Here is a 22,162-nt window from a genome sequence, read left to right on the forward strand (position 1 = left end):
CTCAGGGGCTCCGCCCCCGAACCCCCAAAAGACTGCGCAGTTCCCCGCGCCCCTAGAGGTCTTCAGGGGCGCGGGGAACTGCGCGACAAGCCCCCACCGGTCCGCACCCGACAAACCCTCGTCCCCCGTTCAGCCCAGTCCCCGGAGCCCTCCGCCTCCGCGCGGGCCATGGTCGTAGGAGCAGGTCCGTACGCCATGAGGGGTGGACTCAGACGTGAGCGACACCGGAGGGACGCGGGGCGCGGCGCCGGGGCCGGTCGGGCCCGGGGTCGGGGCGTCTCCCACCGGGGCCGGGGTCAGGCGGCGCCGACGGCGGTGGCTGCGGTACACGGCGATCGGCGTCGTCGTGGTCGTGGTGGGCGCCGCGGGAACCGGCTGGGCGCTGTACGAGAAGCTGAACGGCAACATCACGTCGGACGACGACACCGCCGCCGAACTCGCCCGGTACGACAAGGAGCGGCCGACCTCGCTGGTGCGCGACGCGCAGAACATCCTGCTGATCGGGTCGGACTCACGGTCGGGGAGCGGAAACGGGAAGTACGGGCGGGACTCCGGCACCGAGCGGTCCGACACCACGATCCTGCTCCACCTCCCGGCGGACCGGCACAGCGCGACCGCGGTCTCCCTCCCCCGGGATCTGATGGTGGACGTGCCGAGCTGCCGCCGGCCCGACGGCAGCCGCACCTCGCCGACGTTCGCGATGTTCAACCACGCCTTCCAGAGCGGCGGTTCGGCGTGCACGATCCGGACGGTCGAGAAGCTGACCGACATTCGGATCGACCACCACATGGTCGTGGACTTCCACGGCTTCAAGGACATGGTCGACGCCGTCGACGGGGTCGTGGTGTGCCTGAAGGAGCCGATCGACGATCCCGCCGCCAAGCTCCGGCTGCCCGCGGGCAAGGTGAAGCTCAACGGCGAGCAGGCCCTCGGGTACGTACGCGCCCGCAAGACCATCGGCGACGGCAGCGACACCGACCGGATGGACCGCCAGCAGCGCTTCCTGGGCGCCCTCGTCAACAAGGTGCGCAGCAATGACGTACTGCTGAATCCGGTGAAGCTCTATCCGGTGCTGGACGCGGCGACCTCGTCGCTCACCACCGACCCGGGCCTCGCGAGCCTGCGGGGCCTGTACGACCTGGTCCGCGGCATGCGCAACATCCCCACCGAACGTGTGCAATTCCTTACGGTGCCGCGGGAGTCGTACGCCTACAACGCCAATCGCGACCAGCTCGTGGAACCCGAGGCGGAGAAACTCTTCGAACGGCTGCGCATGGACGCCCCGTTGGAGGTCTCGAAGGAACTTCCGGAGGATTCCGCCACAAGGAGGAGCGGCTCGGAGCCGGTCGGCGACGGGGACACATACGGCGATTCGTACAACTACGAGCCCGATGACGGGAGTTACGGAGAGAGGGAAGGGGACTACGGTCAGGGATTCGGCCGGGAAGATGGCAAATCGGGCGCAAAGCGGCCCGAAGACCCCTCGCCGGCTCCGAGTCCCGCGCCGACTTTCCGCGGGAACACGGCCGCCGAGGACGCCTGCGGTTAACGCCCGAACAGGCCTCTGGGTAAAGAGCACACCAAGACGGGGAACGTACGTTCAAAGAATTGGGTGGATTGCCCGGTTGTAGGGAAGTGGAATTTCTCACCGTCGTCGCTCGGCGCCGAACTGGGCGGATAGTGTGAGCGATCCGGTGCACCCGGTCCTGAGGTCTGTCCTGAGGTCGCGCACTGGTTGGACCGACTGACCGAGCGTCTTTTGAGGGGGAAAGACGCCGCGTGGCCCCGACGGAGGACTCAAGCAACCGTGGACGCGCAAGGCCGTGGGCGGGCGGACGATATCGATCCCGCAGACCAGTGGGTACTCAACCCGAATACCGGTGACTACGAACTGCGACTGCAGAGTTCCGCACCGCAGTCGACGGTTCCCGGTCCCCGGAGAACCGCCACCCGTGCCGGAGGGGCGGCAACACGCCCGCGTACCGCGCCGGGCCGTGACCGTGAGGTTCCGGACACCGATGTGCCGGGACCGCGCAGGCGCCGTGGCGCGCCGGACGAGCCGCCTCCGGGCCGCCGCCGGACGAAACCCAAGAAATCGCGGGCGAAGAAGATACTGCTGTGGACCGGCGGCGGCATGGCCTTTGTGCTCGTCGGTGTCTCGGCGGCGGCGTACGCCTACATCAAGCACCTCGAGGGCAACGTCGCCACGACGGACGTCGGCAGCGCGGGTTCCAGCGGCTTCAGCAAGGACGAGGCCTTCAACATCCTGATCATCGGTACGGACAAGCGCACCGGTGCGGGCAACGAGGGCTACGGGGACGCGGGCAGCGTCGGGCACGCCGACACGAACATCCTGCTGCACGTCTCCAAGGACCGTACGAACGCGACCGCGATGAGCATTCCGCGTGACCTGATGGTCGACATCCCGGACTGTCCGACCAAGCAGGAGGACGGCACGGAGAAGATCGTTTCGGGGACGCTCAACCAGCGCTTCAACACGAGCCTGGGTCAGGGCGGCCGGGACCCGGGCTGCACCATGCGCACGGTCAAGGCGGTCACCGGCATCTCGGTGGACCACTTCATGATGGCCGACTTCAACGCCGTCAAGACCCTGACCACTGCGGTGGACGGGGTCGAGGTCTGTGTGGAGAAGGCCGTCAACGACAAGGAGTCGAAGCTCAAGCTGCCGGCCGGTACGTCCAAGGTCGAGGGCGAGCAGGCGCTGGCCTTCGTGCGGACCCGGCACAGCTTCGGCAACCAGGGCGACCTCGACCGCATCAAGGTGCAGCAGCAGTTCCTCGGATCGCTGATGCGCAAGATGGCGTCCAGCGACACCCTCACCAACCCCAGCAAGCTGCTGAAGCTCGCCGAGGCCGCCACCAAGGCACTGACGGTGGACACCGGCATCGGAAAGGTCAGCACGCTCAAGGACGTGGCGCTGGAGCTGAAAAAGGTGCCGCCGAAGAACATCACCTTCACCACGGTGCCGGTGCGCGACAACCCGGCCGAGACGGTCAAGGCGACAGTCGTCGTCGACGACTCGCGCGCGCCCCAGGTCTTCCAGATGATCAAGAGCGACACCTCCTTCACCGCGGTGAAGCAGAAGGAGGCGAAGGAGAAGGCGGCGGTCGCCGCCCGTCTCAAGGGCGAGAAGTCCGACGCCTCCGAGGTGCGCGTGCAGATCCTCAACGGCGGTGCCCCGGACGGCAGCGCCCAGGCTCAGCTCAACTGGCTGCAGCTCGAAGCGGGCGTGTCCAAGTCCGAGAACGCGGGCAACTCGGGCAAGACACTGGCCAAGACGACGCTCGAGTACGCGCCCGATCAGGCGGACCAGGCCCGCAGGCTGGCCGACATCATGGGTCTGAGCGGCTCGGCGATGACGCCGGGCAAGAGCGTCACCAACTCCCAGGGACTGCCGACGATGACACTCACGCTGGGAGAGGACTTCAAGGGCGCCGGGGTGAAGCTGAACTCCGCTTCGGCCGCCACTCCGGATGTGGAGAAGTCCACGGCGGACAAGGTCCAGTGCGCCAGCTGATGCGCTGACCCGGGCGCCCTGACGGGCCTGTCGCACGTCTTACGGGGCGAGCGGCGGGCCCTTGCCGGATATGGAGTTGAGGTCCGGGGGCCGATCTGCTTGGTACCGGGGCGGGCTTGCTCGATGCCGGGGGCGGATTTGCTCGGCACCGGGGCGGACTTGCTCGGTGCCAGGGGCGGGTCTGCCTGGTGCCGGGGGCAGATTTGCTTGGTTCCGGGGCCGGGTTCGGCCGATGCTGGGGGCGGATTTGCTTGGTTCCGGGGCCGGGTCTGCCTGGTGCCAGGGCGGGCTTGCTCAGTGCCGGGGCGGATCTGCTCGGTGCCGGAGGCGGGTCTGCCTGGCGCCGGGGACGGGCTTGCTCGATACCGGGGCGGATCTGCCTGGTGCCGGGGCGGGTTCGGCCGGTGCCAAGTGCGGGGTCGGCCCTCGTAAGGTGCTGGTCGGCCGGTGCCAAGTGTGGGGTTGGCCCGCGTCAGGCGCAGGCCGGCCCGCGTCAGGTGCAGGCCGGTCGGTGCCAGGTGCGGAGTTGGCCGTGCCAGGTGCAGGTCGGCCGGTGCCAGGTGCAGGTCGGTCGGTATCCGGCTCGGAGTTGTCCGGCTTGGAACACAACCGTGTGGGGTCCACGTTGGTCTGACGTGGGGCACCGCTGTGTCGAATGCACGTCTGTCCGACGTCGGCCGCACGTCGGGCCGACAGCACGCGGCCGTGCCAGTCGCTGATTTTGCCGATGCGTAGCCAACCGCGTTCGGGCCCACAGGGGTCTGACAGGTGGCGGACCAGTGTCGGACAGGGTGGCCTGACAGGGTTCGCTCCGCACCGGCCAGGGAGGGCCGGACGCGGGCGCGGCGTTGTCGGGCAACAGGGGTGGGGAAGGGGCAGGGAGTTGAGTCGGAGCAGTGTGCAGGGGGAGGTGCCCGCGGTCGAGGACACGATGTCCCTCGCACCGCAGGGCAAGGACACGGCGGCCGGACCGGGCAGGCACGGCGGGAACAAGCGGCGGCCAGGAGGTCAGGGAACCGACCGGTCCCGTCGCAGACGGCGGGTGCTCCGCTGGTCGGCGACGGTCCTGTCGGTGGTGATACTCGGGACCGCCGGTACGGGATACCTGTACTACCGGCACCTGAACGGCAACATCGAGAAGGGCGAGCGCAGCAGCGGCGACTCGAAGGCGCCGAAGACGGCGCCCAACGCCGCCGGGCAGACTCCGCTGAACATCCTGCTGGTCGGCTCCGACAGTCGTGCCTCCGACGCGAACGTGGCCCTGGGCGGCAGCAGGGACAACCGCGGCAACCCGCCGCTGGGCGACGTGCAGATGCTCATCCACCTGTCCGCAGACCGCAAGAGTGCCGCGGTGGTGACCATCCCGCGTGACACCCGGGTCGACATCCCCAAGTGCACGGACCCGGAGGACGGCAAGACCTATCAGGCGACCAACGACATCATCAACACGTCGCTGTCCCGCGGCGGAGCCGGCTGCACGCTGGCCACCTGGCAGAACCTCACCGGCGTCTACATCGACCACTGGATGACGATCGACTTCGCGGGCGTCGTGAGCATGGCGGACGCGATCGGCGGGGTCGAGGTCTGTGTGAGACAGAACGTGAAGGACGGCCCGCTGCCCGGTGTGCCCGGCGGCTCCGGCCTGAAGATGAAGGCCGGTACGAAGAAGGTCCAGGGCAAGCAGGCGCTCCAGTGGCTGCGCACGCGCCACGCCTGGGGCAGTGACCTCATGCGGGCCAGGGCCCAGCACATGTACATGAACTCGATGATCCGCGGGATGAAGGACCAGAACGTCTTCACCGACACGGGCCGGCTGATGGGCCTGGCCGAATCGGCCACGAAGTCGCTGAAGGTCTCCGAGGAGATCGGCACGGTCAAGAAGCTGTACGACCTGGGCATGCAGCTCAAGACGGTGCCGACGAACCGGATCACCATGACGACGATGCCGAACGTCCCGGACCCGCTGGACGCCAACCACGTGGTGCCGGCCGGTGCCGACGCCGAGAAGCTGTGGTCGATGCTCCGCGACGACGTGCCCTTCGACAAGAACGGCTCGGACACGGACGCGAAGAAGAAGGCCGCCGAGAAGGCCGAGAAGACCTCCAAGGACCCGGCCGCGGCCGACGGCCAGATCGCCGTACAGGTACAGAACGGCACGCGGACGAGCACGGAGGCGGCGGCGCCCCTGCGGGCGAGCGCGATCGCGGACCAGCTCGTCGGCAAGGGTTTCACCCAGGCGGTGGCGGACCGCTCGTCGGCGCTCAGCGAGGAAAAGACGGTCGTCCGCTACCCGAGTGCGGACCTGGAGGGCGACGCCCAGCAAGTCGCCAAGTCACTGGGGATTCCGACGAGTTCGGTGAAGCGGAGCACCGACGTCTCCGGGGTCACCCTCATCGTGGGCGCCGACTGGCGTACGGGCACGGCCTACCCGAAGAAGTCGGCCCCGAAGGCCGGGGACATCCCCGGCAACGCCGACGCCATCAACGGGTCGGACAAGAGTCAGTGCATGACCGTGTACGAGCCCTACCGCTGGTAGCCGTCCGGTGGGGCAGTCTCTGGCGGCTGCCCCGCCGTAGGTACAGCGGAATCGGGCGGGCTCCGGACGCGCGGGGTCGAGCGGACTCCAAGCGCACGGAATCAGTCATTCCATGGCAATAAATGGACATGTACACATCACGCCAGCTGTCGAAGAGCAGTTCGATGATGAGATCACCCTCGATGATCTTCCTTCCCCGTCGAACCTCTCAGGAGAGCAACGTGAAGTCCAGGAGCAAAGTCGCCCGCTACGCCACCTCCATGGCCCTCATGCTGTCGGGCATCGCCGGCTACTCGCTCGTCACCGCGCCCGCCGCCAGCGCCGCCACGTACGGCTGCAACGGTTCCCAGATCGACAGCTGGAACAACACGTACAACGGCACCACGTACGCCACGACCTACCTGTTCTGGGACGGCACCTACAACTGCGTCGCGGCCGTGAAGCGCGGTTCGTACTACGGCGTCAAGTCCCGTATCGCGGTGGACGCCTGGACGAACAAGGACGGCTACGTCTCGCCGGGGGACGACGGCCAGTACCTCTACTACGCGAGCTTCAAGTTCTACGGGAAGGACCGCTGTATCGCGGTCGAGACCGACATGTGGAACCTCAGCGGCAACAACATCATCCAGGACCACGTCCCGCCGAGCGGCTACTTCCACTGCGGCTGACCTCCGCCGCCCGCGAAACACGCGCGTTCCGTTGTGAACCGACCTGATGGGAACTCAAGCATGTTCAACACCAAGCGACTTGGTTCGGTGGCAGCCGTCCTCGGCCTGACCGTCGCCGGCACGGTCGCCGCCACCGGCACCGCCTCGGCCGCCTCCTACAACGGCGGCTGCGGGTCCGGCTACAGCGTGATCGGCTCCAAGGACGTCGGCGACGGCAACGCCTTTATCACGTACAACAGCTCCAACGGCTACAACTGCGTCGTCACCGTCAGCGACACCCCGGGCTCGTCGATGTACCTGGACGCCCGGCTGCGCATCCACCGGACCGACACCGTGTGGAAGGCCAGCGAGGTGGACTCGGGCAACTTCAGCTACTACGCGGGGCCCGTCTACGTGAAGGCCGTGGACACCTGCATCGACTACGGCGGCACCGCGGGCAACGCGAGCTACATCCAGGTCAACTACAAGGTCCACTGCGGCTGATCCCGCGAACGGCGAAGGCCCCTTTCCCTGTCCGGAAGGGGCCTTCGTCATGTCTGCCGCAGCAGCCGTGTCTGCCGCGGAGGCAGTCAGTTCTCGCTCGGCACCGCGGGCCGGCGCGACGCGATGACCCTCTTCGCCAGCGACTTCGGGCTGGTCAGAAAGCCGATGCCCCACGACATGTGCATGGTGGCGAGGGCGACGGGAATCCACAGCCGTGCCTTCGGCGGCAGCCCCCTGCCCGCGGGGAGGGAGCCGAGGGCGATCGCCGCGAGGTAGGCGCCCGGGACCACGAAGCCCCAGGGGGTCACCGCCGCACCCACCACGAGCCCGAGGACGATCGCGCAGACCGCGGCCGGCGGGGCCAGGTAGCGCAGGTTGATCGAACCCGAGTGGTAGCGGGCGACGACATGACGCCAACGCCCGTAGTCCTTGTACTGCCTGGCCAGGGCCAGCCCCGAGGGACGCGGGCGGTACGAGACCCGCAGCTCGGGCGAGAACCAGATCAGGCCGCCCGCCTCACGGATCCGGAAGTTCAGTTCCCAGTCCTGGGCGCGGATGAACTCCTCGTTGTATCCGCCCTGTTGCTCCAGTGCCTCACGGCGGAAGACACCGAGGTACACGGTCTCGGCCGGCGCGGCCTCGCCGCCCGTGTGGAAGGCCGCGTTGCCCACGCCGATCTTCGACGTCATCGCCGCGGCGACCGCGTGCTCCCAGTCGTTCTCGCCCTCGGCGTGCATGATGCCGCCGACGTTCTGCGCGCCGGTCTCCTCCAGGAGGCGCACGGCGGTCGCGATGTAGTTCGGCGAGAGCATGCCGTGCCCGTCGACGCGTACCACGATCGGGTGGCGCGAGGCCTTGATCGCGGCGTTCAGCGCGGCGGGGGTACGGCCGGTCGGGTTCGGCACCGTGTGCACACGGGAGTCTTCTCGTACGAGCTCGGCGGCGATCTCGTCCGTACGGTCCGTCGAGGGACCGATGGCGATCACGACCTCCATCTCGCCCCCGTACTCCTGGGCGAGGATCGCTTGGACGGCTCCGCGCAGGTGCCGTTCCTCGTTGAGGACGGGCATGATCACGGAGACGGCGGGGAGCTGCACGTCGGGCTTGGCGTTCATCGCGGATTACGTTACCGCGAATGGGGGACACGGACGCGCGCCGCCCGGTCCCTGCGCGGGCCGCAGATCGTATGGGCCTACGGTGCTCACGGACCCCCACACCCGGCCGACGCGGAGGTGTCCGCCTTGCCCACGCCGCCCCGCTCCCCCGCCCGCCCGCAGCGGCAGCGCCCCGCGCGGCCGCCCGTACGGCGCAGGCGGCCGCGCTGGGCCATGAGGGTGACGACCTCGGTGTCCGTGACGGTCCTCGCGGCGGCCGGCATCGGGCACGCGCTGCTCACCGGTCTCGGCTCCGACATCGACCGGATCGACCCCTTCAAGGACATGAAGAACCGGCCCGCGCACGGCCACGGCATGAACGTCCTGCTCGTCGGCACCGACGGCCGCGACCGGATCACCCCGGAGGAGAAGGAGAAGTACCGGCTCGGCGGCGCCCCCTGCCACTGCACCGACACGATCATGATCGTGCACCTCTCCGAGGACCGGAGGCGGGCCAGCATCGTGAGCCTGCCGCGCGACTCGTACGCCGAGACGCCCGCCCACATCGACCGCACCACCGGCCGACGGCACCAGCCGCACCCGGTCAAGCTGAACGCCGCGTACGCGGAGGGCGGGCCGCAGCTGACCGTGCGGACCGTCGAGAACATGACCCGCGTCAAGATCGACCACTATCTGGAGGTCGACTTCACCAGCTTCATCAAGACCGTGGACGTTCTCGGCGGGGTCCGGATCTGCACGGTGAAGCCGCTCAAGGACACCTACACCGGGCTCGATCTGCCGACCGGAGTGCACGATCTGAACGGCGGGCAGGCGCTGCAGTACGTGCGCTCGCGGCACATCGACGGGGCCTCGGACCTCGGCCGGATGCAGCGCCAGCAGCGCTTCCTGGCCGCGCTGATCGAGCGGGCCACCTCGTCGGGGGTGCTGCTCAACCCGATCAGGTTCCGGGACGTGACCGGGGCCGTGCTCGGCTCGGTGCGCGCCGACAAGGGCCTGGGATCCGACGAACTCGTCGACCTGGGGCGGGCGATGCGGACCTTCTCGCCGTCCTCCTCGGAGTTCACGACGGTCCCGATCGGCAAGATGGGGTACGCCGTGAAGGGCATCGGCTCGACCCTGAAGTGGGACGAGCAGAAGGCGGACCGGCTCTTCCGCACCCTGCGCGACGACAAGCCGCTCACCCCGCACCGGGTCCGCTCCAAGGCCCTGCGCGTCGATGTCGCCCCGCAGCAGATCCGGGTCCAGGTCGAGAACGGCACCATGACCGCCGGCCTCGGCCGCCGCGTCGACAGCGGCCTGGCGGCCACCGGTTTCCGCACGACCCGGGCCCCCGTGAACGCCCCCGACCGCTCGGTCCCGCGCACGATCGTCCAGTACGACCCCCGCTGGGACCGCTCCGCGAAGTCCCTCGCCACAGCCCTGCCCGGCAGCGAACTACGCCCCGTGAACGGCCAGGGCCCCCTCATGAAGGTCATCGCCGGCCCGGACTTCAAGCAGGTCCACACGGTCCGCGCGGAGGACCCCACCCAGGGCGAATTCAAAACGGTAACGGGCGACCAGGTGGTCTGCCCGTAACCACCCAATCCAAAGAGGGGCTCGCGCCGAATACTTGGTGTCGGGCCGCGCCCCGTCAGGGGCGCGGGGAACTGCGCGACCAGCCACAACGAACCCGCAGACAACAAACCGCCCTAGTCGTCAAGCCCCTCAGACGCCCGCTTCTCCCGCAACTCCATGATCGCCCGCCGCCGCGCAAGCCGATGCGTACGACGAATCTGCGCCTCCTGATGCCGGCGCCGGTCCCGCTCACTCTCCGGCACCACCGGAGGTACCCGCCGAGGCTTCCCATCGGCATCCACCGCGGCGAAGACCAGGTAGGCCGAGCCGACCTGCTGAGGCGGCGTCGACTCGTTCCAACGCTCGGCGAGAACGCGGACGCCGACCTCCATCGACGTACGACCCGTCCAGTTGACCTGTGCCTTCACATGCACGAGGTCGCCTACGCGTACGGGTTCCAGGAACGCCATCTCGTCCATGGAGGCGGTCACGGCGGGCCCGCCGGAGTGCCGCCCGGCCACCGCGCCGGCCGCGTCGTCGACCAGTTTCATGATCACACCACCGTGCACCGTGCCCAGGAGGTTGGTGTCGTTGTGGCTCATGATGTGACTGAGGGTGGTTCGGGACGCCGAAGTCGGCTTGCCCGGAATATCGGATTCCGGGGTACGGGCCTGGTCTGTCATGCCGCCCACCTTATGCCGGGCACTCGCAAGGGTTGCTTTGCATCAGCTCTGCAACAGCCCTGGTGCGATTTTCCGAAGACTCTTGTATGGCACACAGTGGGAACCTGCACACTGGGCCCATGAGCGATTGGCCCCAGGGATACAACGGCGGCGACCGGCACGGCCGCGGCAGCACAGGCGCCGAGCCCGAGGGCGCCCGTGTGATGCGGCAGGTGCAGCGCGGCTCGGGGGCCGGTCCACGCCCCTCGGCGCCGTCGCGCGGAATCCCGCCCCAGCCGACGTACACGGACGGCTACGGCGAGGACGCCTACGACGGCTACAACACCGGACAGGTGTACGGCTCGCCGGGCGGAGGCGGCCCGCATGAGCCGCCCGGAGGCCGTGGACGGGGTCCGCGGCCCGCGCCGAACTGGCGCAAGCGGATCAAGTGGACCGCGATCACGGTGGTCACCGTGCTGGTCGTGGTCTCCGTGGGTACGTACTTCTGGGCCGACTCGAAGCTCAAGCGCGAGGTCGACCTGTCGAAGGTGATCGACCGGCCCGACGCGGGCGAGGGCACGAACTACCTGATCGTCGGCTCCGACAGCCGCGAGGGCCTGTCCGCCGAGGAGAAGAAGAAGCTCCGCACGGGCTCCGCCGAGGGCAAGCGCACGGACTCGATGATGATCCTGCACGTCGGCGACAACGGGAACACGATGATCTCGCTGCCGCGCGACTCGAACGTGACGATCCCCACGTTCGTGGGCTCCGAGTCCGGCAAGACCTTCCCGGGCACCGGCCGTCAGGTGAAGCTCAACGCGGCGTACGCGGAGGACGGGCCCGAGCTGCTCGTGCGGACCGTCGAGGCCAACACCGGACTGCGGATCGACCACTACGCGGAGATCGGCTTCGCCGGCTTCGCCAAGATCGTCGACGCGGTGGGCGGTGTGGAGCTGGACATCCCCAAGGCGTTCAAGGACAAGAAGTCCGGCGCCGACTTCCAGGCGGGCAAGCAGACCCTGAACGGCGAGGAGGCGCTCGCCTTCGTCCGTACGCGGTACGCGTTCGCCAACAGCGACCTGGACCGCACGAAGAACCAGCAGAAGTTCCTCGCGGCCCTGGCCAGCCAGACGGCGACACCGTCCACGGTCCTCAACCCCTTCAAGCTCTACCCGACCATGGGCGCCGGCCTCGACACCCTCACCGTCGACAAGGACATGTCCCTCTGGGACCTCGCCTCGATGTTCTGGGCCATGAAGGGCATCACCGGCGGCGACGGCAAGTCGATGAACATGCCCATCTCCGGCAACTCGGCCAACGGCAACCTCCAGTGGGACACCGCCAAGGTCAAGACCCTGGTGAACGAGCTGAAGAACGACGAGAAGGTGACGGTGTCGGGGAACTGACCCCGCGCGACCGGGCACCGATCCAGAACTGAGGGCACCCCCGAGGGGGTGCCCTCAGTCATGCCCCGGGTCCACGGGCCAGAGCTGCGGCGGCCGGACTCGGTCAAGATCGGCCAGAAATGCGTCAGCACACTTCTAATCCGTTGACGTCGATCATCACAATCGATAGTTTACGATCTTGTGAGCGCATTTGCGCGTACATGACAACGGAGGTCTGCAGTGAAGGCAAAGAGAGCATTCGTCGGAAGCGCTGCACTTCTGGCGACTCTCCTGGGGGTGGCGCAGGGTACTGCGTTCGCCGACACGCACAACTCGTCCGACACGAAGGGGAGCACCGGCCGGTGCGCCTCGAGTCACGTATGCCTCTACTTCAACTCCGGCCAGACCGGGGCGAAGTTCAGCGTCGCCTATGACAAGAACAACGCCAACGTGACGGCCGCGATACCGAATCTCGCCAACTACTACTTCGACTCTTCTGGTTCCGGTGCGGGACAGTCGGTGAAGAACAACGCGGCGTCGGCGGAGATCAACGGCCTCAACTGTTCCATGTGGGTCTACTACAGCAGCAACTACGGCGGAAATGTCGACTGGCTGGCCGGAAACTCCTACGGGCAGCTCTGGTACACGTACAACGAGAACGCTTCTCTGAAGGCCGGTTGCCCGTAATCCGGTAAGCCATGATCCGGCCCTGACCGATTCCGCGGTCAGGGCCGGGATGCCTTGTAGAGCAGCCCGCGGTTCGCTACGGACTGTCGAGCGATCGAAGAATCGATAGATCATGAGACACGTCAGGAACATCGTCACCGCGGCCTGCGCCGCAGCCACCCTGCTGGGGCTCTCCTCCTGTTCCGCTGCCGGGGACCGCCCCGACCGGGCCTCCCGGGCGTCGGCGCCCACCGGGACCACGCAGCGCGCGGAGCCGTCCCCCGACGTCGACGCCAATCCGCTCCCACTGCCCGTGCAGAAGTATCTTCTGGTGCCGGCCGAGATATCGGCGATCAAGCCCGCCACCATCATTCTGCTCAATACGTGCCTGCAGAAGCGGAACGTACCGCCGATAAAGGAGACGACGGGCAAGGCAGGTCGTCGAAGCGATCCCGACCCCTATCAGGTCGCGCGACGCTATGGGCCGATCGTAAAGGCCGACGTCCTGACCTACGGCTATCACCTCGCTCCCACCTGGCTAGGTGACACCACCGCGCCTCCGAAGACTTCGGCCCGGCAGGAGGCCGCCATGAGTGGTCCGTCGGGCTGCCTGGCCGAATCCCAGAAAGAACTCACCGGCGACCACTCCATGGATTCCCCCGCCGCCCGGCAGATCAGCGGCAAAAGCTTCGCGGAGTCCCTGAAGGATCCCAAGGTGAAGGCGGTCACCGCGGACTGGTCGGAGTGCATGGCCAAGAAGGGCTATTCGTTCACGGACCCTCTGCAGGCGCTCTCGAAGGCCGATCTGAGTTCTGCGAAGCCCAGCGCGAAGGAACTGCGCACCGCGGCCGCCGACTACGCCTGCAAGGAATCCACCCGTCTGATCCGTACTTGGCAGGAAGCCGAGACCAGGATCCAGGACAAGGAAATAGCCAAGCAGCTGTCGGCCCTGGAGAAGGCGAACGCGCAGAAGGCCCGGATCCTGGCGAAGGCAGACAAGATCGTCGCCCGGGGCGGATGAGCGGCCGATGAGCGACCGGCGGGCCGCGCGCCGGCGCCTACCGCTTCCGAGGGCACCGCTTCCGAGGGGCCGGACACGGCCGTAGCCCTCCGCCGAGGGGCGCAGGGCTACGGAATGCGGGCCGCCGGCGGGCCCTACGGCAGGTTTCGTGCCATCACGATGCGCTGGACCTGGTTCGTGCCCTCGTAGATCTGGGTGATCTTGGCGTCGCGCATCATGCGCTCGACCGGGTAGTCGCGGGTGTAGCCGTAGCCGCCGAGGAGCTGGACCGCGTCCGTGGTGACCTCCATGGCGACGTCGGAGGCGAAGCACTTGGCGGCGGCGCCCTGGAAGGTGAGGTCCCCTTCGCCGCCTCCGGCGGAGACGCGCTCCGACTTCGCCGCGGCCTGGTAAGTGAGGGCGCGGGCGGCCTCGATCTTCATGGCCATGTCGGCGAGCATGAACTGGATGCCCTGGAAGTCGGCGATCGCCTTGCCGAACTGCTTGCGCTCCTGGACGTAGCCCTTGGCGTAGTCGAGGGCGCCCTGGGCGATGCCGAGGGCCTGGGCGGCGATCGTGATGCGGGTGTGGTCCAGGGTCTTCATCGCGGTGGCGAAGCCCGTGCCCTCCTCGCCGATCATGCGGTCGGCCGGGATGCGAACGTTGTCGAGGTAGACCTCGCGGGTCGGGCTGCCCTTGATGCCGAGCTTCTTCTCCGGGGCGCCGAAGGAGACCCCCTCGTCCGACTTCTCGACGACGAAGGCCGAGATGCCCTTGGAGCGCTTCGTGGGGTCGGTCACGGCCATCACCGTGTAGTACTCCGACTCGCCCGCGTTGGTGATCCAGCGCTTCACGCCGTTCAGGACGTAGAAGTCGCCGTCGCGGACCGCCTTCGTCTTCATGCCCGCCGCGTCCGAGCCCGCGTCCGGCTCGGAGAGGGCGTACGAGAACATCGCGTCGCCCTTGGCCAGCGGGCCCAGGTACTTCTTCTTCAGGTCCTCGGAGCCGGCGAGGATCACCGGGAGCGAGCCCAGCTTGTTCACCGCGGGGATCAGGGAGGAGCTGGCACAGACCCGCGCCACCTCCTCGATCACGATGACCGTGGCCAGCGCGTCCGCGCCCGCACCGCCGTACGACTCCGGCACGTGCACGGCGTGCAGGTCGGAGGAGACCAGGGCATCCAGGGCCTCCTGGGGGAAACGGGCTTCCTCGTCCACCACCGCGGCGTACGGCGCGATCTTCGCCTCGGCCAGTGAGCGGATCGCGTCGCGGAGCATGTCGTGCTCCTCGGACGGGCGGTACAGGTCGAAATCAGCCGATCCGGCCAAGGTCTCTCACGCTCCAAAGACGCTGTGATGCTGACGCTAATTACCGTTAAGTAACTCAAATTTTAGGGGCCCGCCCACGGGAGTGATACGTGAGCTTGGCGACAAGGGGGAAACTGCCCGGTGAAGCACTCGAACAAGCCCCGACTATGCTCGGTCAGCGCACTCGAAGGCGCACTGCAGGCGCACCCCTGACGGATACCTGACGGACACCTACCTGGAGCATCCATGGCCCTCAAGATCACCGTGATCGGCACCGGCTACCTCGGCGCCACGCACGCCGCGGCCATGGCCGAGCTCGGGTTCGAGGTGCTGGGACTCGACGTCGTACCCGAGAAGATCGAGATGCTCCAGCGGGGCGAGGTCCCGATGTACGAGCCGGGTCTCGAAGAGCTGCTGGCCAAGCACGTCGCCGGTATCGAGGGGTCCAGCGGGCGGCTGCGGTTCACCATGGACTGGGCCGAGGTCGCGGAGTTCGGCGACATCCACTTCGTGTGCGTGAACACCCCGCAGAAGCACGGTGAGTACGCGTGCGACATGTCGTACGTCGACGCCGCCTTCGCCTCGCTCGCGCCCCATCTGACGGGCCCCGCCCTCGTCGTCGGCAAGTCCACCGTGCCCGTGGGGTCGGCCGAGCGGCTGGGCCGCACGCTCGTCGAGCTCGCCCCCGCCGGCGAGGAGGTGGAGCTGGCCTGGAACCCCGAGTTCCTGCGCGAGGGCCTCGCCGTCCAGGACACGCTGCACCCCGACCGCATCGTGGCCGGGGTCCGCAGTGAGCGCGCCGAGAAGCTGCTGCGCGAGGTGTACGCGACGCCGCTGGCCGAGGGCACGCCCTTCGTGGTGACCGACTTCCCGACCGCCGAGCTGGTGAAGACCGCCGCGAACTCCTTCCTCGCCACCAAGATCTCGTTCATCAACGCGATGGCCGAGGTCTGCGAGGCCGGCGGCGGCGACGTCGTGAAGCTCGCCGAGGCGATCGGCCACGACGACCGGATCGGCAAGAAGTTCCTGCGCGCGGGCATCGGCTTCGGCGGCGGATGCCTCCCCAAGGACATTCGCGCGTTCATGGCACGCGCCGGTGAACTGGGCGCCGACCAGGCGCTCACCTTCCTGCGCGAGATCGACTCCATCAATATGCGGCGCCGCGGTCAGATGGTGGAAATGACCCGTGAGGCCCTGGGCGGCGGATCGTTCCTCGGGAAGCGGATCGCGGTGCTCGGCGCGACCTTCAAGCCGGATTCGGACGACGTCCGGGATTCGCCCGCGCTGAATGTCGCCGGGCAGATCCATCTGCAGGGCGGCCAGGTCACGGTCTACGACCCCAAGGGCATGAACAACGCCCGGCGCCTCTTTCCGACGCTGGCGTACGCGGAGACGGCCGCGGAGGCCGTACGCGGCGCCCATGCCGTCCTGCACCTCACCGAGTGGCGCGAGTTCCGTGAGCTGGACCCGGCCGCGCTCGGCGAGACCGTGACGGACCGCGTCGTGCTCGACGGCCGCAACGCGCTCGACCCCGCCGTGTGGCGGGCCGCGGGCTGGACGTACCGGGCGATGGGCCGACCGTCCGCCTGAGCCGCCACAACGGCCTGACGGCTTGACGGCTTGCTGTTCGCCGGGCACAGCCCTGCACTCCTGTGCCTGCTGCTGGTGGGTTCGCGCTCGGCGGCGAGGAAGGGCCGGGCCACTCCGTAGCCGGAGGCTACTTCGCTCGGTAGCGGCGCATCTTCGCCCGTGCCCCGCAGACGGACATCGAGCACCAGCGGCCCCGCCCCGCCGGACTGCGGTCGTAGTACGCCCAGTGGCAGTCCGGCGCCTCGCAGGCCTTGAGGCGGAGCCAGGTGCCGGCGGTGAGGGACTCGGCGACGGCCGCGGCGACCCGGGAGGTGAGGGCGGCCGGGTCCGCCGGGCGGAGGGCCGCCGAGCCGTCCGCGGCGGAGACCGTGACGACGAGCGAGGCGGAAGCGAGCAGCTCGTCGAGGGGGCGTACCTCCCGGTGCGCCGGATGGCCGGCGTGCGCGAGACAGACGGCCCGCAGCGACTCACGCAGTTCCCGCGCGGCTTCCACGTCGGCCTCCGCCAGGCCCAGCCCCGCGCGCCCCTCCACCGTGTCCAGGGAGTCGGCACCCGACTCGATGTCCAGGGTGTTCACCAGGGACTGGAGCAGGGCCAGCCCATCGGGTGCGGGCGCGCGGTCATTCATACCGCGACGTTACCTCCGGCGGCGGCCATGCGGTAACCGCCGCCGCCCCGGACCGCCCCACGTACAGCCGCCGGCAGCGTCTGCCGTCACCCGGACTTCTCGACGACCTCCGCCGCGTTGCGCAGTCGCGTCGCGTTGTCGGCGCGCTGGGCCGCCGTCGCCGACGCCTTCTTCTTGATCATCGTGCGCTGGATGGAGGTCTCCGCGCGACTCCAGACGGCGACGAGGTCCACCGACTCCTTGCACTTCACGTCCGCGGTCGCGAGCTCGGTCTCGGCCCTGGGCGCGGCGGGTACGTTCAGATCGGCGGACCCGATGCTCTTGAGCGGGTCGGTGAAGTCGTACCCCGCCTTCTTCATGCACGAGGACCACTTGGCGAAGACCGCCTTCACGGCCGGGGTCCTCATGGACGAGCTGAACGACTCGGTGTTGATCCGGCTCACGACCCCGGCCTCGGACCGCAGGTCGTCCCGGCCCAGCAGTTTCCGCTCGGCCTCCTGCGCGCAGCCGCCCGGCGGCACCGCCTTGCCGCGGACCCGCTTCACCGGGGCGTCGTACCCGGCGGCGAGGCGGGACGCACCGGTGTCGCCGTCGAGCAGCTGTCCCGCGGTGAGGGCCGCCATCTCCTCCTTGGAGGGGGTGGGGGCTCCGGGCGCCGCCGCCGAGCTGTCCGTGGGGAGCAGGTGATAGCCGTACCGCTGCGCGGCGCGGAGATCGATGACCCCGTACCTGCGGTCCTGGCGGGGAATCGTGGGGGCCGGGGTGCTCCAGGAGAATCCGTACCGCTTCATGCACGCGGTGACGAGGACCTGCTTCGCCTCGGCGACCTTCGCGTACTGCGACGGGCTCAACTGGTAGTCGTACACGGGGAGATCGAGGCGTCGCGGGGTGAAGCCGAGCGACTCGGCCGAGGCCGGGGCCTGGGCCCGCGCCTCGGCGGAGCCGGAGGGCTCCGAGTCGCCCGGCGTCCCACTGTTCGAGCTGTTCGAGCAGCCGCTGAGCAGTCCCGCGGCGAGGGCGGAGATCAGCACCACGGAGTACGTGGCCCGCGGGAGTGGTCGTCTCATCGGGTCGTCAGCACGCCTTCACGGAGGCGTTCTCGTTGTACGTGGAGGTGAGCTGCCGGTATCCGCTGTCGCCGATGTAGTCGCTGGCACCGGCGTAGTTGCTGTTGAAGTACACGCGCCAGCAGTTGCTGCCCGGGTTGGCGGCGCTGGCCGCGTTGTTCTTGACGCCCTGGCCCTGGCCGGCGCTGTTGGGCGTACCGATGTGGCCGAAGATCCACGGCTCCAGGTCGGCGACGTTGCGCGTGAACGCGGCGAACGAGCCCTCCTGGTTGGAGTTGTAGTACAGGCACAGCGAGTTGTAGACGGAACCCGTGGCCTGGGCGCAGAGGTTGTACCCCGCGATGCCCGCCTGGGCCGTACCGGTGGAGAGCCCCATCATGGCGACGGTGGCAGCACCCGTCATCGCCAGCGCGCCGAGCCGCGACTTCATCATGAACAGTCCCCCTGAGACGAGATACGAAGGAAAACGAAGGATCAGTGAAAGCTGAGGGGGCATCAGTGATCAAACCCCCGCCGGAAAGTTACCCGAGGGGTACATGTCACGTCCATCGAGATTGTCACGTTCGAAACACTCACCGCGCTTCCGCCCCACTCCCACCCCCTTGCGCCGTTACCTTCATTGGGGCAGCATGCGGTAACGGTTACTGGTTGACCGGATCCAGAGGTAACAACAGGTCGCACAGGTAGCAACAGGCAACAAGAGGCAACGACCGAGGAGGAAGTCATGGCTGTCGCCGAACTGGGCACCGTCGTTCTGGACTGTCCCGACCCCCGCGCGCTCGCTTCGTTCTACGCCGAGGTGCTGGGTGGCACCGTCGAGACCGAGGGGGAGGCCGACTGGGTCGACGTGCGGCTGCCCGGCGGACAGACCCTGGCGTTCCAGGCCGCCCCCGGCCACGTACCGCCGAGGTGGCCCGCGCCCGACGGCTCCCAGCAGTTCCATCTGGACCTGACGGTCGAGGACCTGGACGCGGCGGAGAAGGAGGTCCTGGCGCTGGGCGCGAAGGTCCTTGAGGCGGAGGACCGGGAGCGGGGCTGGCGGGTGTACGCGGACCCGGCCGGCCACCCGTTCTGCCTCTGCGCCTGCTGAGGCAGAACGGGGGCTGAGGCCGGTGCTTTTAAGGGGCGCGGGGAACTGCGCACCCAGCCCCCACCCACCCGCAGCCGAAGAACAACCCCCGGGGGGCTGGGCCGGGCTACCCGTCCAACTCGGCGATCTTCGCCGTCGACGGCTCCCGCCGGCTGCGCGCGGCGCGAGCCGTGAAGTCCGCGCTGCGCAGGACGCGTTGGACGTTGCCCCAGGTGAGCAGCGCCAGGTCGGACTCGGACCAGCCGCGGCCGAGGAGTTCGGCGACGAGGCGCGGATACCCCGAGGCGTCGGACAGGTCCTGGGGATGCGCGGCCCCGGAGTCGTACGTCCCCGACAGGCCCACGCACTCCGGTCCCGCGAGCGCGCGTACGTGGTCGAGGTGGTCCGCGACGTCCCGTACCGACGGGCCCGTCTGCTCGGCGGTCAGCGGCACCAGGCACAGGCCCTTGGTGATGCCGAGCTCGACGAGCACGTCGTCGGGGAGGTTCGCCGGGTGGGGGCGCAGGGCGCGGGCGGCGGAACGGGTGAAGACGACCGGGGACTTGGAGATGGTGAGGGCGCGGTGGACGGTCGCTTCGGAGGCGCCGGACAGGTCGACGAGCACGCCGATGCGGTTCGTCTCGCGTACGACCTCCTCGCCGAACCTGGTCAGCCCGTTCTTGCCGGCCCAGGACGCGCCGGAGAGGGTGAGGACGCGCAGGCCGAGGGCGTGCAGCGCGCGCAGGATGCCCAGCGAGTCGTCCAGCGCGGCGGCGGCCGCGGGACCGAGCAGCACGGCGACCCGCCCGCAGTTCCTGGCGTCCGTGACCTGCGCCGCGCTGTGGGCCATCCGCAGGCCCTCGGGATGGGCCTCCACCACGGTCCTCACCAGGTCGAGCTGCTCCAGCGTGGCCCCGACCGCCCGCTCGCCGACGAGGCCCTCGGACAGATGCAGCGACCAGAACAACGCCGCCACGTGCCCTTCCCTCAGCCTGGGCACGTCCGTGTCTATCGTGCTCTCGCCGAGCTCCAGGTCGTACCAGGGCAGGTGCCGCAGCGCCCACGGCAGACCGCTGTAGCCGTCGGCGACGGGGTGGGCGGCGAGCAGGGCGTGCGCGCGCACGAGGGGATCGTCGGCCGCGACCTCCTCGGGTCCCTCGGGTCCCTCGGGTCCGGCATCGCCTGCGAGCCCCCGCTCGTCCTGGAGCTCAAGAACATCCGGCTCGAACTCCCCCTCGACATCGGGGCGATCCAGCTCGCCGACCTCGGTGGTTGCGTGCAGTTCGTCCTGCAGATCTGCCATGACGACGCTCCCGGGTCCGGTGGTGGCGACTGGTATCCCCACCGTGCCACGACAGCCGGAGAGCCTCGCGGTGGATGAGCCGTTCGAGCGACACCCCGGGGCGCCCCGAAAGGGGCGCGGCACCGTGAGTCCCCTGACTGGCTCCGGCAACCATCGCCCCGCAAGGGGCGCGGGGAACTGCGCGCCCAGCCCCCACCCACCCGCAGACTCCAAACCACCCGCCCTCAAAGCGAACCGGCGGAGCCATCCGGCGGAGCTACCCACACTCCTCCGCCCGCCCCAACAAAAGCCCCCGCTCCCGCTCGTTCCGCGTCAAGGAAGCCGCCCTCTCGAACTCCCCCCGCGCCTCCCGCACCCTCCCGAGCCGCACCAGCAGATCCCCCCGCACACTGGGCAGCAAGTAATAGCCCCGCAACGCCGGTTCGTCGACGAGCGCGTCCACGATGACGAGCCCGGCCTCTGCCCCCTCGGCCATGGACACGGCAACGGCCCGGTTCAGCTCGACCACCGGAGAAGGAGCCCGGGCCGCGAGCAGCCCGTACAGCGTGGCGATCCGCCCCCAGTCGGTCTCCTCGTACGAATAGGCGTGGGCGTGGCACGCGGCGATGGCGGCCTGCAGCACATACGGCCCGGGCCCACCCCCCGTGGACACGGCCTCCGCACGGGCGAGGGCGGCGAACCCACGGCGGATGAGGAGCCGGTTCCACCGGGAGCGCTGCTGGTCCTTGAGGAGTACGGGCTCGCCCGACGGCCCGGTGCGCGCGGCCGACCGGGATGTCTGGATCTCCAACAGGGCGGCCAGCCCGTGTACTTCGGGTTCCTTGGGCATCAACTCGGCCAGCACACGCGCGAGTCGGAGGGCGTCCTCGCAGAGCGCGGGGCGCAGCAGGTCGTCGCCCGCGGTGGCCGCGTACCCCTCGTTGAAGATCAGGTAGATGACTTCGAGCACGGACCCGAGCCGGGCCTCGCGCTCGGGCCCGTACGGCACCTCGAAGGCGACGGCCTTCGCGGCGAGCGTCCGCTTGGCGCGCACGATGCGCTGGGCGACGGTCGCCTCCGGGACGAGGTAGGCGCGGGCGATCTCGACGGTGGTCAGCCCGCCGAGCAGCCGCAGGGTGAGGGCGATACGGGCCTCGGCGGACAGCACGGGATGGCACGCGGTGAAGACGAGCCGCAGCAGGTCGTCGTCGATGTCGTCGGGATCGGCCGGTTCGTCGACGTGCCCGTGCGGCGCGGACGCCTCCAGGTCGCGCCCCATCTCCACGAGCTTGCGCGCGTACCGCTCGCGCCGCCGTACGAGATCGATGGCCCGGTGCTTGGCCGTGGCCATGAGCCAGGCCCCGGGATTGCCGGGCACCCCTTCCCGGGGCCACTGCTCCAACGCGGCGACCAGCGCGTCCTGCGCCAGCTCCTCCGCGATCCCGACGTCCCGCACGATGCGCGCGACCCCGGCGATGATGCGGGGCGACTCGATACGGAAGACGGTCTCGATGGCGTGGGCGGGGGTGCCTGCCGAGGCGGGACTGCCTGCCGCCCCGGTCTCAAGCTCTGCCTCTGGCTCTGACTCTGGTGTCACGCTCCACCATCAGAC

General features: G+C 69.0%; 19 protein-coding genes. 11 read left to right on the forward strand and 8 right to left on the reverse strand.

The genetic code is table 11. The annotated features are described in order from the left end of the window. Positions 1-214: 214 nt before the first annotated feature. The 5 genes from ACFWXQ_RS40040 (at position 215) to ACFWXQ_RS40060 (ending at position 7,225) form a co-directional block, all read left to right on the forward strand. Positions 215-1,549 (forward strand): LCP family protein, encoded by a 1,335-nt coding sequence (locus ACFWXQ_RS40040; RefSeq protein WP_383935490.1) that lies wholly within the window; start codon positions 215-217, stop codon positions 1,547-1,549. Positions 1,550-1,807: 258 nt separating this feature from the next. Beyond that, positions 1,808-3,538 carry an LCP family protein gene (locus ACFWXQ_RS40045; protein WP_383935492.1) on the forward strand — a complete coding sequence of 577 codons (1,731 nt, stop codon included), beginning with the start codon at positions 1,808-1,810 and terminating at the stop codon, positions 3,536-3,538. Positions 3,539-4,469: 931 nt separating this feature from the next. After that, a complete protein-coding gene (locus ACFWXQ_RS40050; protein WP_383935650.1) occupies positions 4,470-6,074 on the forward strand; it encodes an LCP family protein in 1,605 nt (534 codons plus the stop codon). A 221-nt stretch (positions 6,075-6,295) separates the two neighbouring features. Continuing rightward, complete coding sequence (locus ACFWXQ_RS40055; protein ID WP_383935494.1) at positions 6,296-6,742, forward strand: hypothetical protein; 447 nt, start codon at positions 6,296-6,298, stop codon at positions 6,740-6,742. A 60-nt stretch (positions 6,743-6,802) separates the two neighbouring features. Beyond that, a complete protein-coding gene (locus ACFWXQ_RS40060; RefSeq protein ID WP_383935496.1) occupies positions 6,803-7,225 on the forward strand; it encodes a spore-associated protein A in 423 nt (140 codons plus the stop codon). Positions 7,226-7,311: 86 nt separating this feature from the next. On the opposite strand, the gene ACFWXQ_RS40065 is transcribed toward ACFWXQ_RS40060, so the two are convergent. Further along, positions 7,312-8,340 (reverse strand): glycosyltransferase family 2 protein, encoded by a 1,029-nt coding sequence (locus ACFWXQ_RS40065; RefSeq protein WP_383935498.1) that lies wholly within the window; start codon positions 8,338-8,340, stop codon positions 7,312-7,314. Positions 8,341-8,466: 126 nt separating this feature from the next. Here ACFWXQ_RS40065 and ACFWXQ_RS40070 point away from each other — a divergent pair, with 126 nt between their 5' ends. Beyond that, a complete protein-coding gene (locus ACFWXQ_RS40070) occupies positions 8,467-9,915 on the forward strand; it encodes an LCP family protein (RefSeq protein ID WP_383935500.1) in 1,449 nt (482 codons plus the stop codon). A gap of 113 nt (positions 9,916-10,028) precedes the next feature. On the opposite strand, the gene ACFWXQ_RS40075 is transcribed toward ACFWXQ_RS40070, so the two are convergent. Beyond that, complete coding sequence (locus ACFWXQ_RS40075) at positions 10,029-10,577, reverse strand: acyl-CoA thioesterase (protein WP_383935502.1); 549 nt, start codon at positions 10,575-10,577, stop codon at positions 10,029-10,031. A 119-nt stretch (positions 10,578-10,696) separates the two neighbouring features. Between ACFWXQ_RS40075 and ACFWXQ_RS40080 the strand changes: the two genes are divergently transcribed. From ACFWXQ_RS40080 to ACFWXQ_RS40090, 3 genes are all read left to right on the forward strand, one after another. Beyond that, positions 10,697-11,962, forward strand: coding sequence for an LCP family protein (locus ACFWXQ_RS40080; protein WP_383935504.1), 1,266 nt, complete (start codon positions 10,697-10,699; stop codon positions 11,960-11,962). Between the two features lie 276 nt (positions 11,963-12,238). Next, positions 12,239-12,628, forward strand: a complete 390-nt coding sequence (locus tag ACFWXQ_RS40085; RefSeq protein WP_383935506.1) for a peptidase inhibitor family I36 protein — start codon at positions 12,239-12,241, stop codon at positions 12,626-12,628. 112 nt (positions 12,629-12,740) lie between these two features. After that, entirely contained in the window at positions 12,741-13,628 is an 888-nt protein-coding gene (locus tag ACFWXQ_RS40090) for a hypothetical protein (protein WP_383935508.1), read from the forward strand. 134 nt (positions 13,629-13,762) lie between these two features. Here ACFWXQ_RS40090 and ACFWXQ_RS40095 read toward each other — a convergent pair whose 3' ends face one another. Then, on the reverse strand, positions 13,763-14,935 hold the full coding sequence (locus tag ACFWXQ_RS40095) for an acyl-CoA dehydrogenase family protein (RefSeq protein ID WP_383935510.1): 1,173 nt from the start codon (positions 14,933-14,935) through the stop codon (positions 13,763-13,765). Positions 14,936-15,160: 225 nt separating this feature from the next. On the opposite strand from ACFWXQ_RS40095, the gene ACFWXQ_RS40100 reads away from it, so the two are divergent. After that, positions 15,161-16,504, forward strand: coding sequence for a UDP-glucose dehydrogenase family protein (locus ACFWXQ_RS40100; RefSeq protein WP_383935513.1), 1,344 nt, complete (start codon positions 15,161-15,163; stop codon positions 16,502-16,504). 127 nt (positions 16,505-16,631) lie between these two features. Here ACFWXQ_RS40100 and ACFWXQ_RS40105 read toward each other — a convergent pair whose 3' ends face one another. From ACFWXQ_RS40105 to ACFWXQ_RS40115, 3 genes are all read right to left on the reverse strand, one after another. Continuing rightward, positions 16,632-17,132, reverse strand: a complete 501-nt coding sequence (locus ACFWXQ_RS40105) for a CGNR zinc finger domain-containing protein (RefSeq protein WP_383935515.1) — start codon at positions 17,130-17,132, stop codon at positions 16,632-16,634. A gap of 86 nt (positions 17,133-17,218) precedes the next feature. Continuing rightward, the gene (locus ACFWXQ_RS40110) at positions 17,219-18,199 is read right to left on the reverse strand and encodes a hypothetical protein (RefSeq protein WP_383935517.1); all 981 of its coding nucleotides are present in this window, start codon (positions 18,197-18,199) and stop codon (positions 17,219-17,221) included. 7 nt (positions 18,200-18,206) lie between these two features. After that, positions 18,207-18,632: a peptidase inhibitor family I36 protein gene (locus ACFWXQ_RS40115; protein WP_383935519.1), complete on the reverse strand. Its 426-nt coding sequence runs from the start codon at positions 18,630-18,632 to the stop codon at positions 18,207-18,209. A gap of 291 nt (positions 18,633-18,923) precedes the next feature. Between ACFWXQ_RS40115 and ACFWXQ_RS40120 the strand changes: the two genes are divergently transcribed. Beyond that, positions 18,924-19,289, forward strand: a complete 366-nt coding sequence (locus ACFWXQ_RS40120; RefSeq protein WP_383935522.1) for a VOC family protein — start codon at positions 18,924-18,926, stop codon at positions 19,287-19,289. 106 nt (positions 19,290-19,395) lie between these two features. Here ACFWXQ_RS40120 and ACFWXQ_RS40125 read toward each other — a convergent pair whose 3' ends face one another. Both ACFWXQ_RS40125 and ACFWXQ_RS40130 read right to left on the reverse strand, forming a co-directional pair. After that, on the reverse strand, positions 19,396-20,571 hold the full coding sequence (locus ACFWXQ_RS40125) for a dipeptidase (RefSeq protein ID WP_383935524.1): 1,176 nt from the start codon (positions 20,569-20,571) through the stop codon (positions 19,396-19,398). Positions 20,572-20,827: 256 nt separating this feature from the next. Further along, positions 20,828-22,147 carry an RNA polymerase sigma factor gene (locus ACFWXQ_RS40130; protein ID WP_383935526.1) on the reverse strand — a complete coding sequence of 440 codons (1,320 nt, stop codon included), beginning with the start codon at positions 22,145-22,147 and terminating at the stop codon, positions 20,828-20,830. Between the last annotated feature and the right edge of the window lie 15 nt (positions 22,148-22,162).

Origin of the sequence: Streptomyces sp. NPDC058697 (genome assembly GCF_042715345.1) — a bacterium.
GTDB lineage: Bacteria > Actinomycetota > Actinomycetes > Streptomycetales > Streptomycetaceae > Streptomyces > Streptomyces liliifuscus.

Bases quoted from the DNA above. Each gene is read 5' to 3' on its own strand.
- ACFWXQ_RS40125 (WP_383935524.1), bottom strand. From the start codon at position 20,571: ATGGCAGATCTGCAGGACGAACTGCACGCAACCACCGAGGTCGGCGAG.
- ACFWXQ_RS40050 (WP_383935650.1), top strand. From the start codon at position 4,470: ATGTCCCTCGCACCGCAGGGCAAGGACACGGCGGCCGGACCGGGCAGG.
- ACFWXQ_RS40080 (WP_383935504.1), top strand. From the start codon at position 10,697: ATGAGCGATTGGCCCCAGGGATACAACGGCGGCGACCGGCACGGCCGC.
- ACFWXQ_RS40105 (WP_383935515.1), bottom strand. From the start codon at position 17,132: ATGAATGACCGCGCGCCCGCACCCGATGGGCTGGCCCTGCTCCAGTCC.
- ACFWXQ_RS40075 (WP_383935502.1), bottom strand. From the start codon at position 10,577: ATGACAGACCAGGCCCGTACCCCGGAATCCGATATTCCGGGCAAGCCG.
- ACFWXQ_RS40110 (WP_383935517.1), bottom strand. From the start codon at position 18,199: ATGAGACGACCACTCCCGCGGGCCACGTACTCCGTGGTGCTGATCTCC.
- ACFWXQ_RS40060 (WP_383935496.1), top strand. From the start codon at position 6,803: ATGTTCAACACCAAGCGACTTGGTTCGGTGGCAGCCGTCCTCGGCCTG.
- ACFWXQ_RS40115 (WP_383935519.1), bottom strand. From the start codon at position 18,632: ATGATGAAGTCGCGGCTCGGCGCGCTGGCGATGACGGGTGCTGCCACC.
- ACFWXQ_RS40090 (WP_383935508.1), top strand. From the start codon at position 12,741: ATGAGACACGTCAGGAACATCGTCACCGCGGCCTGCGCCGCAGCCACC.
- ACFWXQ_RS40065 (WP_383935498.1), bottom strand. From the start codon at position 8,340: ATGAACGCCAAGCCCGACGTGCAGCTCCCCGCCGTCTCCGTGATCATG.
- ACFWXQ_RS40120 (WP_383935522.1), top strand. From the start codon at position 18,924: ATGGCTGTCGCCGAACTGGGCACCGTCGTTCTGGACTGTCCCGACCCC.
- ACFWXQ_RS40100 (WP_383935513.1), top strand. From the start codon at position 15,161: ATGGCCCTCAAGATCACCGTGATCGGCACCGGCTACCTCGGCGCCACG.